Here is a 14,689-nt window from a genome sequence, read left to right on the forward strand (position 1 = left end):
TATCAAATCAAGCCTTTGGGGGAAACGTGTTGCCCGACGCCCCCCAGAGCGCCGGGCAACACGGGATCACTCGTAGCGCAGCGAGTTCACCGGATCCGCCCGCGCGGCCCGCGCCGCCGGGAACGTCCCGGCGAGGAAGGCGATGGCAACCACGAGGGCGATGACCGCCCCCACAGCCAGGGGGTCGAACGCGATCAGCGTGAGTCCCGGGAGGTCCGCCAGGAGGGTGCGCGACAGCATACGGCTCAGGACGCCGCCCGCCAGCATGGCCACACCCACGCCCAGCACGCTCCCGAGCAGGCCGATGACGGTGGCCTCCAGGCTGAACAGCCCGAACACCCGCCCGTTGCCCATCCCCATGGCCTTCATCAGGCCGATCTCGCGGGTCCGCTCCTGCACCGACATGTACAGCGTGTTGACGATTCCGAAGCTGGCGGCCAGCAGCGCGATGATCGCGAACGCGTTGAGCACCAGCACGATCCCGTCGATGACGGTGGTGAAGGTCCCCAGCTGGTCGGAGACGGTGACGGCGGAGTAGCCGGCGTCCGCGAGCCGGTCCTGGAGCGCTTCGGTCTCCTCCGTGGTGGCGCCGGCGTCGTACCAGACGGATGCCTCCGCGTAGCGGTCCTCCTCGTCGGCAGGGAGGCCCGTGTTCTGCGCCTCCTCGAGAGCCATGCTGAGGGTGTCGTTGAGCACGATGCTCGCGCCCGTGGGGGAGGCGAGTCCCTCCTCGGCGACGCCGACGACGGTGGCCTCCATGGTGTGCGCGGTGCGAAGCGCGTCGCTGATCTGCAGGGTCACGCTCTGGCCGATCGCGTCCGCCTCGTCGGCGAAGCCGAGCGGCTCGACGTAGGACACGGGCAGCACCAGCTGCGACTCGTCCGACGCGTCGTCGGGAGCCTGGCCGGCGATCAGCTGGATCTCCTGGCCGGACACGAGGCTGCCCACGTTGACGACGTAGGGGGTGCCGTCGCCCGCCTGGATGAAGTCCGGGCTGAGCGACCTGGTGGGCTGCACGTCCAGCACGCCGTCGACGCCTGCGAGTTCATCGAGGTCCTCCTGCGTGAGCGCCGTGACCACGCCTCCACCGCCGGGGCCGGGCTGGTCGCTGCTGATGGCATCGGGGTCGTACTCGCGGGGGCCCGAGGACCCTCGCATGCCGGACTCGCCCTCGGCTGTGCGGGTCACGGTGAGCACGTCGGAGGCGCCGACGGCGGTGACCGTGTCGTCGATGTAGCGGTTGATGCCGGTGCCCAGCCCGCTGGTGAGGGTGAGCGTGAACGCCCCGACGAAGATCGCCAGGACCGTCAGGATCGTGCGGGTCTTGGAGCGGAACACGTTGGCGAACGCCGATCCGACGAGGTCGTGGGCCTTCATGCCGCCACCCCCTGCTCGTCGCCGACGAGGAGCCCGTCGCGGATGATGAGGCGGCGGTCGCAGCGTGCCGCGAGGTCGTCGTCGTGGGTGACGATGATGAGCGTGATGCCGTGCTGGCGGTTGAGGTCCAACAGGATGTTCTCGACGACGGCGCCGGTGGCCGAGTCGAGATTGCCCGTGGGCTCGTCGGCGAAGATGATCCGAGGCGTGTTGATCAAGGCCCGCGCGATCACCACCCGCTGCTTCTGGCCGCCGGACAGGTCGCTGGCCTTGTTCCTGGACTTGTCGTCGAGCTCGAGCTGCTCCAGCACCTCCATGCCCAGCCGCCGTCGCTCGCTGCGCGGGACCCCCGCGATCTTCAGCGGCAGCGTGACGTTGTCTAGCACCGTCGCGCTCGGCGTGAGGAAGAACTGCTGGAACACGAACCCGAAGGTCTGGTTGCGGGTGCGGTTGAGCCGCCGTCCGCGCAGCTCACCGGTGTCGACGCCCTCCAGCGTGATGCTGCCCGACGTCGGCGCGTCCAGCAGCGCGAGCGTGTGCATGAGGGTGGATTTGCCGGATCCGCTCTTGCCGAGGATCGCGATGCTCTCGCCCGGCTGGATGTCTAGGGTGACGCCGCGGAGCGCCTCGAAGCTGCTCTGGCCACGGCCGTAGGTCTTGTGCACCTCGCGGGCCGAGATGATGGGGCTGGTCAACTGATCCTCCTGATGAACGCCGGCCGCGTGGAAGCGGGCGGCATCTTCAATCATCCGCAGCCTGCGCCCCTGACGCATCGTCTCGATGTGGGCTCCTGCGGTACTGCGCCGGTGGTAGGTGGCACTGCCGTCGATTCGCCCAAGCCGGGTCTCACCGGAACGCGTAGGACTCCACGTGCAGCCGCTCCGCGGAAACGCCGGCCGTGCGCAGCTCGGAGGCCAACTGCTGCATCATCGACGTGGGCCCGCACATCCGCACCCCCAGTTCGTCCGCGTCGACGCCTCCGGCGGCAAGAACGTCGGCGGCGCTCACCCGGGGCTCGACGGTGGTGTCGATGAAGCGCACGGTGAGCCACGGGTACCGCTCGGCGCCCTGACGCAGCTCCTCGTCCATGGGGCTCGCGACGGCGTCCCGGCGTGACCACAGCAGGGTCACCCGTCCACCCGGTCCGTCTTCACCGGCCGTCCTGATGGTCGCGATCATGGGCGCGATCCCCGCACCGCCCGCCACCCAGACGTTGCTGGGCTCGTGTGGGACGGGATCGGTGGACCCCTGGGGGGCGCTGAGCCACACGCGGTCGCCCACCGCCACGCGCTCGACGAGCCGGCGCGTGCCCTTGCCGGACGCCTTCACCCCCAGTTCGAGTTCCCCGTCGGGGCTGACGCCGGCGACGGTGAACGGGTGCGCCCGCTCGCGCGCGGACCGAAGCCCCAGGTACACGAAGTGGCCCGGCTGGAATCCGCGGTCCCGATCGGGCTTGACGTGGACCATGGCCACGAGGTCGCTGAGCCGGTGGACCTGCGTGATGGTGCCGTTGCGAAGGCGGCCCCGGGCGTGGCGGGCGAGCGTCCGGTCGAGCACCGCCCACACGCCGTAGGCGCACACGACGACGTAGACCGCACGCAGTGCCACCGACGAGGGGGTCAGCTCCGCGTCGACGAAGCCGTGATACATCGCCACGAGGACGTATACGGCGAGTACGGCGTGCATGATCCGCCAGATGTCGTAGCTGCTGCGGGCGATCCACCCGAGGGGGCCTCGCCAGCGCGCCGCCCGGGTTCCCGGCGCGAGGAACGCCCAGGCGATGAGCAGCACGGTCACCTTCTCCATGACTTCCATCACCATTGAGGTGGCACTCGGCTCGCCGCGGGTGGCCATGATCCGGGGATGGACGATGGCCAGGGCGAACCCGAGCGTCCCCGCGACGCGGTGCCACCACAGCTGCGCGTCGATCCCACCGAAGAGCCTCGCCGGCGCCGGGCGCTGGGTGATCGAGAGCATGGCGGCGGACATCAACCAGATCGCCTCCACGCCCAGGGTCTCGCCCACGCGGTCACCGAGGGGCTTGTCGGCTGGCAGCAGCGCCATCCACAGCGCCGCGATGACCACGGCACCCACGACGGTGGCCACCATCCCGGGGCGCAACCACAGCCCGACGCCGGGCGGACGAAGAGACACTGTGCTGGCGTGATGCGACATGGTGTCATCCTTCGCCTTGGTCCTTGTGCCGCGCATCCGCCCGGCGCGGCAACCGGCGCCTACTTCGATCGCAGTAGGTCAGGGATGCCCGACTCGCACCAGGCCGGACTGGTATGCCGCCACCACCAGCTGGGCGCGGTCGCGCAGGTTCAGCTTGGTCATGGCGCGGTTGAGGTGCGTCTTGACCGTGAGAGGGGAGAGCACCAGGCGGTCCGCGATGTCGTCGTTGGTGAGGCCCTCCGCTGCCAGGGCCACCAGTTCGCGCTCGCGGTCGGTGAGCAGCGGGAGCGGGAGTGGGCCACCCGACTCGGTGGCCTGGGCGACGCTGGTGGGCTGGGCGAGGAACCTGGCGATCAGCCCCTTCGTCGCGGCCGGCGACAGCAGCTGGTCGCCCGCGGCGACGATGCGGATGGCCTCCAGCAGCTGCGCCGGTTCGACGCCCTTGCCGAGGAAACCCGAGGCCCCGGCTCGGAGGGCCTCGAAGACGTACTCGTCCAGCTCGAAGGTGGTCAGGATGAGAACCCGGACCCCGGCCAGGTCGTCGTCGGCGCAGATCCTGCGGGTGGCCTCCAACCCGTCGAGCACCGGCATCCGCACGTCCATGAGGACGACATCGGCGGCCGTCTCGCGCACCAGCCGGAGCGCCTCCTCCCCGTCGGCGGCCAGGCCCACCACCTCCAGCTGGGGGTCCGAGTTGATCAACGCCGCGAACCCGCTCCTGACCAGGGCCTGGTCGTCGGCGAGCACCACTCGGATGGTCATGAGTCCTCCCTCAGAAGGGGCAGCTCGGCGGTCACGACGAACAGGCCGGGGTCGTGGGTGAGGGTGAGTGTTCCGCCAGCGGCCAGCACGCGTTCGCGCATCCCCATCAGGCCGAAGCCGCTCGACGGCTCGTGCTCCCGCTCGCCGGGGGGTACCGGATTGCTGATCTCGATGCTCAGCGTGTCCCCGCGGCGGATGACCACGCTCACGGGCGATCCCGGGGCGTGCTTGCGCGCGTTGGTCAGCGCCTCCTGCACCAAGCGATGCGCTGCGTGGCCGGCCAGCGGGGCCACCCCGTCGAGACCGGTGGGTCCGGTGACGGTGAGGGGCACGCCGAGCCTGCGAGCCGCGTCGAACGTGTCGGCCAGGTCCGTGGGGGCGGGAGCCGCGGCGGAGGGAACCAGGCTCTCGTCCTGGCGCAGGACGCCGAGGATGCCCTGCAGCTCGTCGAGCACGGTGGCCGCGGCCGTGCGGATGTGGCCGATCGACGCCTCGGCCGTTGCAGGGTCGCTGCGCAGGAGGTGTCCGGCGACGCCCGCCTGGACATTGATCACGCTGACGTGGTGGGCCATCACGTCGTGCAGCTCGCGCGCGATGCGGACCCTGTCCTCCGCGACCAGGCGCAGCGCCAACTGGTCGTTGGCCGCCTCCGCGCGCTCTGCCCGCTGTTCGAGGGCCTCCACCATCAGCCGCTGGCTCCGCGCCGCCAACCCGATCGCCGTCCCGATCCACAGCCAGAGGAACCCCTCGCCCGGCTTCCCCCACCACGGCGCTCCCGAGAGCACACCCGCCAGGGTGGCGCTCAGGAGCACGACGGTGGCGCCGGCGGCCGAGATCATCACCGTGCGGCGCTCCCGGTGCAGTGCCAGCGAGAACGCCAACGCGGCGGGGGCAAACGGGGCCAGGTTGAGCGGGTGACCGCTCGCCTGCGCGATCGCGGACGCCGCGACCGACACCCAGAAGGCGGGGGCAAGGTGCCATCGGCGGCCCAGCAGCGCGGTCGCGGCCACCAGGGTGAGGGCGACGTCGAGCCACCCGTAGGCGTACGGCGCGCCGCCGTGGGGTGGGCTCGAAGCAATCGTGGGGCCCGCCACGAGGGTCAGCATCGCCGCGGCGCCCACGACGGCGAGCTCCGCGGGTAGGCGGAGGGTGTGACGTGGGGCCATAGCCGTCACCTTAGGCGCGAGGCGGGCGCTGCCGCGTCGTCCGGGCGCAGGCTGGGCCGGGTACTGCGGGCGGAGTAGGACATGATGTGTATTAGTATCTGCGTATGCACGCGGACAAGAAGGCTCATGACGTCCCCTCGGAATTCGTCGACCTCGCCGCCGAGGTGCTCGCCCTGCTGTCGGACCCCACCCGGATCCGGGTCATCCTCTCCCTCCAATCCACGGACGAGCTGTCCGTGGGTGAACTGGCCGAAAGGGTCGGCAAGAATCCCTCCGGCGTGTCCCAGCACCTTGCCCGGCTCCGGATGGCGCGCATGGTCACCACCCGGCAGGACGGCACCAAGGTTCTGTACAAGCTCGCCGACGAGCACGCCCTCGGCGTCATCCTGGAGGCCGTCAGGCAGGCGGAGCACTCCGTCGCTGCGACCGGGCAGACGCCGCTGCACCACACCGTCGTGAACGACGACGCCCCGCAGCGGGGGACCGACAGACTAGGCCCCCGCCGCAGGTCCTCAGACGCCTGAGCGCGGGTCCTCACTATGCTGATAGTCCTTCGCAACCGCACCTACCGGACCCTGTTCTCCGCCCAGGTGATCGCGCTTCTCGGCACCGGCCTGCTCACCGTGGCCCTAGGGTTGTTGGCCTTCGAGGTCTCGCCGGACAGCGCCGGCGCGGTGATGGGGCTCGCGATGACCATCAAGATGGCGGCCTACGTTGGCGTCGCCCCCGTGATGTCCGCCGTCGTCGCCCGGGTGCCGCGCAAGCCGCTGCTGATCACCGCGGATCTGGTCCGCGCCGGCGTCGCTCTGTGCCTGCCCTTCGTGAGCGAGGCGTGGCAGATCTATGCGCTGATCTTCCTGCTTCAGTCGGCCTCGGCCACGTTCACGCCGGCCTTCCAGGCACTGATCCCGTCGGTGCTACCCCAAGAGCGGGAGTACACGCGGGCGCTCTCGTTGTCGCGGCTGGCCTACGACATGGAGGCCCTCGCCAGCCCCATGATCGCCGCACTTCTGTTGGCGGTGGTGGGATATCAGGACCTGTTCGTGGGCACCGTCGTGGGTTTTGCCGGCTCAGCGGTTCTGGTGGCTGTCACCCGGCTCCCACAGGTCGAGCCGCCCCCGCCCGCGCCGTTCCTCGAGCGCCTGACCAGCGGCACCCGGCACTTCTGGGCCGCGCCCGAACTGCGCGGGCTGTTGGGGATCAACCTCGTCGTGGCCGCCACCACCGCGATGGTAATCGTCAACACCGTCGTGATCGTGCGCGCGCACCTCGGGCGCGATCAGGGTGACCTGGCCCTGCTGCTGGCCGCCTACGGGGCGGGCTCGATGCTGGTGGCGTTGGCGGTACCGCGGCTGCTCGACCACCTGCCCGATCGTCGAGTGATGCTGGCGGGCGCGTCCATCCTTCCGGCGAGCCTGGGCGTGGCGGCTGCTGTCCTTGCGTGGGTCGATGCAGGGCTTGCGTGGCGGCTGCTGTTTGGGCTCTGGTTCGTCATCGGCGCCGCGACCTCTGCGGTGCTCACGCCGTCGGCGCGGCTCCTGCGCAGGAACTCGACGGAGCAGACCTGCCCGGCGGTGTTCGCCGCCCAGTTTTCGCTCTCGCATGCGTGCTTCCTCCTCACGTATCCGCTCGCAGGACTGCTGGGTGCCCAGTTCGGGCTGCCAGGTGTGGCGACGGTGCTTGTGGGCGTGGCGGTGGTCGGCCTGGGGTGGGCGCGCTCGGCGTGGACGGTGGTACCCCAGGTCTCGGACGAGACGTTCGTCCACCGAGGTTCACGTACGATCGACGCGTGAACGACGGTCATAGTCCTTTGCCCTCCGGGGCCGCCCAGATGTCTCTGAGCCCTTCGACGGGGGTGAGGCAGCGATGATTGTCGAGTGGCTACTGCTCCTGGCCGTGGTTGTGCTGATCGCCGCGAACGCCATGTTCGTGGCCGCCGAATTCTCCCTGGTGGCCGTGGACCGTCCCACTGTGGCGAGGCTCGCCGAGACGGACCCGAAGGCTAAGTCGCTGCGCGAGGCGCTGCGCACCATGTCGACGCAGCTTTCCGGCGCGCAGCTCGGCATCACCATCACCAGCCTGGTGGTCGGCTTCATCGCGGAGCCTTCGATCGCGACGCTGCTCCAGGTGCCGATCCGCGCCGCCGGCCTGCCTGAGGAGACGGCCTCCGTGGTGGCCTTCACCGCAGCCTTCCTCATCGCGACCATGGTCCAGATGGTGTTCGGCGAGCTGGTGCCCAAGAACTGGGCCATCGCTGAGCCTCTGAAGGTGGGGCGGGCGGTGGTGGGGTTCCAGCGTGGCTTCACCTGGGTGAGCAGGCCGCTGCTGTGGTTCCTCAACGGCACCGCCAACCACATCGTCCGCGCGCTGGGCATGGAGCCGCAGGAGGAGCTCGCCTCCGCCCGTTCCGCGCAGGAGTTGGGATCGCTCGCCGCCCGTTCCGCACAGCAGGGCCTGCTGGGCGAGGAGCTTGCGAGGCGGCTCGAACACTCCGTGGCACTCAACGAACGCACTGCTTCCGACGCCATGACCCCGCGACCCCGCGTCCGCTTCCTCGAGCTCGACGAGACCGCGTCGGACGTTCTCGATGCGGTCCGCGCCAGCGGCCACGCGCGTTTCCCGGTCATCGGCGAGAGCGTCGACGATGTCCGAGGGGTCGTGCTCTTCAAGGACGCCCTGGCGATCCCCTCGGCGGACCGCGCTGGCCGCACCGTCCAGGACCTGGTCCGTCCCATCCGGGCCGTGCCCTCGACGATGCCCCTGGGCTCGGTGCTCGAGGTCCTTCGACTCGGGGTACAGATGGCGGTCGTCGTCGATGAATACGGCGGCACCGACGGCATCGTGACTCTTGAGGACGTGGTGGAGGAGATCGTCGGCGAGATCGATGACGAGCAGGACAACCCCACCCGCGCCTACCGCCAGCTGGAGGAGCGGCGTTGGTCCTTGTCTGGGCTGCTCCGGCCGGACGAAGCGAGCGAGACACTGAGCATCGAACTGCCCGAGGGACGCGAGTCCGACACCCTCGGCGGCCTCATCACAGAGCAGCTCGGCCGCTTCCCGCGGGTGGGCGACGAGGTGCTCCTCGGCGTCCGCGACGAGACCAGACCCGACGGCGATGGGCTACCGACCCCGGCGGTCGCGCGGCTGAAGGTCACCCGTCTGGATGGCTGGCGCGTCGACAGGCTCACCCTGACCGTCGAGGATGCAGAGGAAGGTGAGGTCGATGCTTGATTCCACTGCCATCCTCATTGCCATCGCCCTGCTGATCGGCAACGCCTTCTTCGTGGGTGCCGAGTTCGCGCTCATCGCCGCTCGGCGCACGCAGATCGAGCCGCGGGCCGCGGCCGGATCGCGCTCGGCGCGGATCACGCTGCGGGCCATGGAACGGGTCTCCCTCATGATGGCCGGTGCACAACTGGGCATCACCATGTGCTCCCTCGGACTGGGCGCCATCGGTGAGCCCGCCGTCGCGCATCTGCTGGAGATCCCGCTGGCCGCCATCGGCATCAGCGGCGCCGCGCTCCACACGGTGTCTTTCATCATCGCGCTGGCCATCGTCGTGTTCCTGCACATGGTGCTCGGCGAGATGGTGCCGAAGAACATCGCGATCTCCGGTCCCGAGCGATCCGCCATGATCCTCGGCCCCATTCTCTACGGGATCGTGCTCGTGCTGCGCCCGCTGATCTGGCTGCTCAACTGGATCGCCAATGCGGTGCTGCGCCTGCTGAAGGTGGAGCCGAGGGAGGAGATCGCCTCGGCATTCACCGCCGACGAGGTGGCCGCCTTCATCGCGGAGTCGCGCGAGGAGGGGCTGCTCGAGGATCGCGAACACCAGCTGCTCAGCGGGGCGGTCAGCATCGGGACTGAGACCGTCGAGGCGGTGATGGTCCCGCTAGGCGACCTCGTGACGCTCCCCTCCGAGGCCACGCCGGCCCAGGTGGAGGCGGAGTTCCTGCGCACGGGATACTCGCGTTTCCCCGTCGCAGCGCAGGAGGGCCACGTCGTCGGCTACGTCCACCTCAAGGATTTCCTCGGGCTGACCGACGACGAATTCACCCGTCCCCTAGGCGAGCACGTGGTCCGGCCGCTGGCCACCATTGCGAAGGACGCCACCCTGGAGGCCACGCTCGCCGCGATGCAGGCCGGAGGCACGCACTTCGCGCTCGTCATTGACGGCGAGCAGACGGTGGGCGCGGCCATGCTGGAGGACGTCGTCGAGCGGCTGATCGGTGAGGTCAAGGACGCTGCGACGGTGGCGCGGCGGTAGGCGCCTCTGCATTCTGCTACCTAGAGAGCGGCATCTGTGCATATACGCAGATGCCGCTCTCTGGGTAGATAGTTGCAGACGGTCGAGGCCGATCAGAGGGTGATCTCCAGGGTGCTGGTCAGGTCGCAGGCGGAGCTGCCTCCGACGAAGACATCGATCACTGTGGCGTCCTGCACCCAGGTGCGGGTGGCGGCGCTCCAGTAGCGCAACTGGTCGGGACCCAGCTCGAACTCGACCTCCACCGAGGCACCCGCGGGCACGTGCACGCGCTGGAAGCCTTTGAGCTCGCGGACCGGACGGGTGGCGGTGCCGTAGCGCTGGTGGATGTACAGCTGGGCCACCTCGTCGGAATCCACTTCGGAGGTGTTGGTGAGTGTCACCGCGACCCTGGCCGTCTCCCCGACCGCGACACTCGCCGGCGCCCGCAGGTCCGAGTAGCCCACCGTGGCATAGGTGAGGCCGTGCCCGAAGGGGTAGAGCGGGGTGCTCTCCTCGTCCCAGTAGCGCTTGTCCGCCTCCTCCGGCTGGAAGGTGCGGTAGTGCGAGTGCACCATCGGCACCTGGCCCACATGCCGGGGCCAGGTGAAGGGCAGCCGGCCGGCGGGGGAGACGTCTCCGAACAGCACCCGTGCGACCGCGTCTCCGCCGCGCACGCCCGGGTACCAGATCTGGACGATGGCGTCGGCGTTGGCGTCGGCCCAGCGCAGGTCCAGCGGGCGGCCCGACATCACGAGCACGACCATGGGGGTGCCCGTGGCGTGGACGCGCTGCAACAGCTCAAGCTGGCGGCCGGGGAGGTCGAGCGTGGAGACCGAGGCCTTCTCGCCGATCATGTTCTGCGGCTGCCCCACCACCACGACGGCAACCTCGGACTCTGCGGCCAGGGCGACGGCGCGCTCCAGCTCGGCGTCCTCATCGAAGCCCTCAGGAGTCTGCGGCAGCGTGCCCGACTCGTGGCTGTCGAACATGGACGGGTAGACCCGGGTGGCGCAGGCCGTGGCCGGCGCGTACTCGACGCGCGTCCCCTCTCCGGCGCGGCGGCGGATGCCGTCGAGGAGGGTGACGGACTCGGACTCGTCGAAGTCGAAGATCCAGGGGCCGAGGATGTCGCGCTGCGAGTCGGCGAGGTCGCCGAGGACCGCGATCGAGGCGGGCGCCCTCAGCGGCAGGGCACCGTCGTTCTTGAGCAGGACGGCGGTGCGCTCGGCGGCCGCCTGGGCGGCGTCGCGGTGCGAGGCGTCGCCGAGGACGGTGGCGGTGGCGGCCTCGTCGACGAACGGCTGCTCGAACAGGCCGGCGGTGAACTTGGCGGTGAGGACCCGGCGGACGGCTAGATCGATGGTGGCCTCGTCGACCAGCCCGTCCGCCACGGCCTGCGGGAGGCGCGTGTAGGAGGCGTCGAACATGGCCATCTCCATGTCCAGCCCGGCGTAGACCGCGCGGGCGCCGGCGTCGGTGAGGTCGCGGGCGAAGTGCTGGGTCTCGAGCGATCGCACCGCGTTGGCGTCTGAGACGACGAAGCCGTCGAAGCCCAGTTCGTCGCGGAGCATGTCGGTGAGCAGCCAACGGTTGCCGCTCGCGGGCACGCCGTTGAGGTCCATGTAGGCGCTCATGATGTTCTTGGCGCCGGCGTCGATGGCGGCCTTGAAGGGCGGGAAGTAGACGTTGTGGAGCTCGGAGTCCGAGATTTCCGAGTCCTCGTAGTCGCGGCCGCCGCGGGCCGCGCCGTAGCCGGCGAAGTGCTTCGGCCCGGCGATGACGGACTCGGGCCCGCCGTCGCCCTGGAACCCGCGCACCTGCGCGGCCGCCATCGCCCCACCCAGGCACGGGTCCTCGCCGGCGCCCTCGATGATGCGGCCCCAGCGTGGGTCGCGGGCGATGTCCACCATGGGCGCGAACGTCCAGTGGATGCCGACGGCGCGGGCCTCGCGGGCTGCGACCCGCTGGCCCTGCTCGGCCACCTCGGGGTCCCAGCTCGCCGCGACCGCGATCGGCACGGGGAAGGTGGTGCGCAGGCCGTGGATGACGTCGAAGCCGAAGAGGGCCGGGATGCCGTGGCGGTTGCCGGCGATGGTCCTGCGCTGCAGGTGGTTGGCCAGTGCCGCATTGCGGACGAACAGCAGCGAGCCGACGCGTCCGGCGTCGATCTCCTTGTCCACCATCCGCGGGAAGTCGAGGAACTGCCGTTGCTCGAAGGGCATAGCCGCCAGGTCCTCGTCGGAGACTACCGGGGTGTCGAGCTGGCCGAAGTAGAAGTACTGCGTCAGCTGGCCGGCCTTCTCCTCCAGTGTCAGGCGGCCGAGGAGGTCCTCGACGCGCTCCTCGACGGGGAGGGCAGGGTCGCGGTAGGCGGGGGCGTCGGTCATGGGGGTCCTTCGGGGTCGGCGTCGACGGTGGTCTCAATTCGTAGTGAACAGCATAGTTCAAGGATGGTCAAGGCTTGACTCAGGCCGCTCCATGGGTTCAAGGTTTGGGGTAGGAAAGTTTTAAGGAGGTGGCGATGTCGACCAGCCCGGCGAAGCGTGGACCCTATGCGAAATCGGCGGAGAAGCGCGCCGCCATCGCCAAGGCTGCGTACGAGGTGGTGATGGAGATGGGGCATGTGCAGCTGACGACGGCGGCGGTCGCGGCCCGGGCCGGCATGTTGGAGCGGACGATGCTCTACCACTTTCCGACCCGCGACCACCTCCTGGTCGCGGCCATTGAGTACTTCGAGGGATTCATCGACGGCGACGGGCAGGAGGGTGAGCGCCCGCTCGCCCCGCCGTCGGAGTTCCGCGACCTCATTGATCAACTCGCCCAGCGCTCCCCTGGGGAGGACAAGCGGCTGCGCCTCCAGGTGGCGCTTGCGTCGGCCGCGCAGGACCCGACGCACCCCGCCCACGAGTTCTTCCAGCGCCATTACGAGCGGGTCATGGCGGAGATGATCGACCTCATGAAAGCCCGGCAGGCGGCGGGCCTGGCGCACCCTGACCGCGATCCGGTGCGGATGGCCCGTCAGTTCGTTGCAGTCTGGGACGGGCTCCAGCAGAGCTGGCTGATCCGCCGCGACTTCGACCTCACCGAGGAGATCACTGAGGCCTTCCGAGAGATCAGCGGCCAGAACGCGTTGGAGGCGAGGGCGGCGGTCCAGGACCTCCTCTCGCGCATCTGACACGTTCTCGCTGAACCTGGGTCGAGACACGCCCGCCCGCGGGTTGAGCCGGGCCACGCGGCGGAGCGGCGGAGCCCGCGTCGAAACCATCGGTTGGCATCCCAGGGACCTGGGTCGGGTTCGGCGGCGGCTGAGGGGGACCGGCCTCGCCCATGGGCGCCCTCGGCACGCCCAACCGCGGCGTGCCTTGCCCAACGCCCGACCCACCGCGACCGGTCCCCCTCATCCACCGCTCCGCCTGAAACCCTCGGATCTGCGCGACCCCAACCGCTGGCTGAGGTGCCGCGAAGCGGCCTCGAAGCCTAAAAGAAACGTAGGCTGACAAGGGAAGTTTTGAGGCTTCGAGGCTCGTCGCTGCGCTCCTCGCGCCTCAGCCCGCGGGCGCGCTCCTCACTCCTCATTCAGCAGGTGGAGGCTCAGTGGCCGAAGTGGTCCGAGTCCATCAGGTGGTAGTCCGAGCTCTTGAGCGCGGTCAGGGTCCGGACCTCGTCGTCGGTGAGTTGGAGGCCGAGCGCGGCGAAGTTCTCGGCCAGCCTCTCCCGGTTCGACGACTTCGGAATGGGGAGCAGGCCCTGCTGGAGGTGCCAGGCCAGCACCGCCTGGGCGGGGGAGACGTCATGCGCGTCAGCAACCTCCCAGACGGCAGGATGGCCGATCAGCCCGGTGCCGGCGGCCAACGGGGCCCACGACTCCGTCACAATCCCGTGCTTCTCATGGAATGCCCTCTCAGCCGTGCGCTCGGTGAACGGGTTGCACTGGATCTGGTTGACCTCCGGCGCGACACCCGTGGCATCGATGAGGCGCTGCACATGCTCGGGCTTGAAGTTGGACGTCCCGATCGCCCTGGTCAGGCCGCGCTCGCGCGCCTCGATCAGCCCCTCCCAAGCGCGGACGTACAGGTCCTGATCCGGGTTGGGCCAGTGGATGAGGACCAGGTCGGCGTACTCGAGGCTCAGCCGGCCGAGGTTTCCCTCCACTCCCGCGACGGCGTTGCCGTGCCACTTCTTGTTGAACTTCGTGGTGACGAACACGTCCTCGCGAGCCAGCCCCGACTCCCGCACCGCCCGCCCGACTCCGGCCTCGTTGCGGTAGTTCTCCGCAGTGTCGACGAGCCGGTAGCCGATCTCGAACGCGGTGAGGCACATCTCGCGCACCTCCGCGTCGTCCAGGGGCCAGGTGCCGGCGCCGATCGCGGGGATCGCAGTGCCGCCGGTCAAGGGAATTGTGGGCGCGAGCGCAGTCATGGCCCCATTCTCTCCGACGAGGCCAGCCTTGCGCGACGCGGAGACCTGCCCCCAGGTTCAGGGCAGATACCCCGGGGGGCATAATGGTTTCAGGCATACGCACATGCCAAAGACCAGGTGAGGAGAGAGATGACCACGCACGACCATGGCAAGAAGGTGCTGCAGGACCTCCAGGGGCCCGCGAAGGAGCTGCGCTCCCGGATTCCTGAGGTGTATGACGGCTACTCGGCCATGCACAAGGCGGTGCTCGGTCCCGGCGCGCTCGACACGAAGACGAAGGAGCTGATCGCACTGGCGATCGGCGTCTCGGAGAAGTGCGACGGGTGCATCGCCAGCCACGCACGCGGTGCCGCCCGAGCGGGCGCCACGGCAGAAGAGGTGGCGGAGGCGCTCGGAGTGGCCATTCTCATGCGGGGCGGCCCCGCGACGGTCTACGGCCCGCGAGCCATGGACGCCTTCCTGGAGTTCCTGGAGTGACCGTCTGCTGGTGGTGGGCTCCTTAGCCGAGGCGTCGGGCTGATCCGCCCCTGGCTACTGCTAGCGT

General features: G+C 69.7%; 13 protein-coding genes. 6 read left to right on the forward strand and 7 right to left on the reverse strand.

All coding sequences use genetic code 11. From position 1 onward, the window contains the following. Positions 1-66: 66 nt before the first annotated feature. From H5399_RS03250 to H5399_RS03270, 5 genes are all read right to left on the reverse strand, one after another. A complete protein-coding gene (locus H5399_RS03250; RefSeq protein WP_182781568.1) occupies positions 67-1,377 on the reverse strand; it encodes an ABC transporter permease in 1,311 nt (436 codons plus the stop codon). Then, entirely contained in the window at positions 1,374-2,126 is a 753-nt protein-coding gene (locus H5399_RS03255) for an ABC transporter ATP-binding protein (protein WP_182781569.1), read from the reverse strand. The genes H5399_RS03250 and H5399_RS03255 overlap by 4 nt, the downstream gene beginning before the upstream one ends. Positions 2,127-2,223: 97 nt before the next feature. Further along, the gene (locus tag H5399_RS03260; protein WP_182781570.1) at positions 2,224-3,552 is read right to left on the reverse strand and encodes a ferric reductase-like transmembrane domain-containing protein; all 1,329 of its coding nucleotides are present in this window, start codon (positions 3,550-3,552) and stop codon (positions 2,224-2,226) included. A 78-nt stretch (positions 3,553-3,630) separates the two neighbouring features. After that, a complete protein-coding gene (locus H5399_RS03265; protein WP_182781571.1) occupies positions 3,631-4,314 on the reverse strand; it encodes a response regulator transcription factor in 684 nt (227 codons plus the stop codon). Then, positions 4,311-5,480 (reverse strand): sensor histidine kinase, encoded by a 1,170-nt coding sequence (locus H5399_RS03270; RefSeq protein ID WP_182781572.1) that lies wholly within the window; start codon positions 5,478-5,480, stop codon positions 4,311-4,313. The genes H5399_RS03265 and H5399_RS03270 overlap by 4 nt, the downstream gene beginning before the upstream one ends. Before the next feature lie 104 nt (positions 5,481-5,584). Between H5399_RS03270 and H5399_RS03275 the strand changes: the two genes are divergently transcribed. The 4 genes from H5399_RS03275 to H5399_RS03290 all read left to right on the forward strand — a co-directional run bounded on the left by H5399_RS03275 (position 5,585) and on the right by H5399_RS03290 (position 9,747). Continuing rightward, the gene (locus H5399_RS03275) at positions 5,585-6,004 is read left to right on the forward strand and encodes a metalloregulator ArsR/SmtB family transcription factor (protein WP_182781573.1); all 420 of its coding nucleotides are present in this window, start codon (positions 5,585-5,587) and stop codon (positions 6,002-6,004) included. A gap of 15 nt (positions 6,005-6,019) precedes the next feature. After that, complete coding sequence (locus H5399_RS03280; protein ID WP_182781574.1) at positions 6,020-7,273, forward strand: MFS transporter; 1,254 nt, start codon at positions 6,020-6,022, stop codon at positions 7,271-7,273. A 73-nt stretch (positions 7,274-7,346) separates the two neighbouring features. Next, a complete protein-coding gene (locus H5399_RS03285; RefSeq protein WP_182781575.1) occupies positions 7,347-8,711 on the forward strand; it encodes a hemolysin family protein in 1,365 nt (454 codons plus the stop codon). After that, complete coding sequence (locus H5399_RS03290) at positions 8,704-9,747, forward strand: hemolysin family protein (RefSeq protein ID WP_182781576.1); 1,044 nt, start codon at positions 8,704-8,706, stop codon at positions 9,745-9,747. Before H5399_RS03285 ends, H5399_RS03290 begins: the two co-directional genes overlap by 8 nt. Before the next feature lie 92 nt (positions 9,748-9,839). Here the strand turns inward: H5399_RS03290 and H5399_RS03295 are convergent, their stop codons facing one another. Beyond that, positions 9,840-12,113 (reverse strand): glycoside hydrolase family 3 N-terminal domain-containing protein, encoded by a 2,274-nt coding sequence (locus H5399_RS03295; RefSeq protein ID WP_182781577.1) that lies wholly within the window; start codon positions 12,111-12,113, stop codon positions 9,840-9,842. A 134-nt stretch (positions 12,114-12,247) separates the two neighbouring features. Between H5399_RS03295 and H5399_RS03300 the strand changes: the two genes are divergently transcribed. Further along, positions 12,248-12,901, forward strand: a complete 654-nt coding sequence (locus H5399_RS03300) for a TetR/AcrR family transcriptional regulator (protein WP_182781578.1) — start codon at positions 12,248-12,250, stop codon at positions 12,899-12,901. Between the two features lie 416 nt (positions 12,902-13,317). On the opposite strand, the gene H5399_RS03305 is transcribed toward H5399_RS03300, so the two are convergent. Next, the gene (locus H5399_RS03305) at positions 13,318-14,145 is read right to left on the reverse strand and encodes an aldo/keto reductase (RefSeq protein ID WP_182781579.1); all 828 of its coding nucleotides are present in this window, start codon (positions 14,143-14,145) and stop codon (positions 13,318-13,320) included. Positions 14,146-14,274: 129 nt separating this feature from the next. Here H5399_RS03305 and H5399_RS03310 point away from each other — a divergent pair, with 129 nt between their 5' ends. Then, positions 14,275-14,622, forward strand: coding sequence for a carboxymuconolactone decarboxylase family protein (locus H5399_RS03310; protein WP_182781580.1), 348 nt, complete (start codon positions 14,275-14,277; stop codon positions 14,620-14,622). Positions 14,623-14,689 lie beyond the last annotated feature (67 nt).

The organism is Tessaracoccus sp. MC1627, assembly GCF_014164725.1.
Lineage (GTDB): Bacteria > Actinomycetota > Actinomycetes > Propionibacteriales > Propionibacteriaceae > Arachnia.

What these genes read in the sequence shown, in the direction of transcription:
- H5399_RS03250 (WP_182781568.1), bottom strand. Translation starts at nt 1,377, where the DNA reads ATGAAGGCCCACGACCTCGTCGGATCGGCGTTCGCCAACGTGTTCCGC.
- H5399_RS03255 (WP_182781569.1), bottom strand. Translation starts at nt 2,126, where the DNA reads ATGATTGAAGATGCCGCCCGCTTCCACGCGGCCGGCGTTCATCAGGAG.
- H5399_RS03260 (WP_182781570.1), bottom strand. Translation starts at nt 3,552, where the DNA reads ATGTCGCATCACGCCAGCACAGTGTCTCTTCGTCCGCCCGGCGTCGGG.
- H5399_RS03265 (WP_182781571.1), bottom strand. Translation starts at nt 4,314, where the DNA reads ATGACCATCCGAGTGGTGCTCGCCGACGACCAGGCCCTGGTCAGGAGC.
- H5399_RS03270 (WP_182781572.1), bottom strand. Translation starts at nt 5,480, where the DNA reads ATGGCCCCACGTCACACCCTCCGCCTACCCGCGGAGCTCGCCGTCGTG.
- H5399_RS03275 (WP_182781573.1), top strand. Translation starts at nt 5,585, where the DNA reads ATGCACGCGGACAAGAAGGCTCATGACGTCCCCTCGGAATTCGTCGAC.
- H5399_RS03280 (WP_182781574.1), top strand. Translation starts at nt 6,020, where the DNA reads ATGCTGATAGTCCTTCGCAACCGCACCTACCGGACCCTGTTCTCCGCC.
- H5399_RS03285 (WP_182781575.1), top strand. Translation starts at nt 7,347, where the DNA reads ATGATTGTCGAGTGGCTACTGCTCCTGGCCGTGGTTGTGCTGATCGCC.
- H5399_RS03290 (WP_182781576.1), top strand. Translation starts at nt 8,704, where the DNA reads ATGCTTGATTCCACTGCCATCCTCATTGCCATCGCCCTGCTGATCGGC.
- H5399_RS03295 (WP_182781577.1), bottom strand. Translation starts at nt 12,113, where the DNA reads ATGACCGACGCCCCCGCCTACCGCGACCCTGCCCTCCCCGTCGAGGAG.
- H5399_RS03300 (WP_182781578.1), top strand. Translation starts at nt 12,248, where the DNA reads ATGTCGACCAGCCCGGCGAAGCGTGGACCCTATGCGAAATCGGCGGAG.
- H5399_RS03305 (WP_182781579.1), bottom strand. Translation starts at nt 14,145, where the DNA reads ATGACTGCGCTCGCGCCCACAATTCCCTTGACCGGCGGCACTGCGATC.
- H5399_RS03310 (WP_182781580.1), top strand. Translation starts at nt 14,275, where the DNA reads ATGACCACGCACGACCATGGCAAGAAGGTGCTGCAGGACCTCCAGGGG.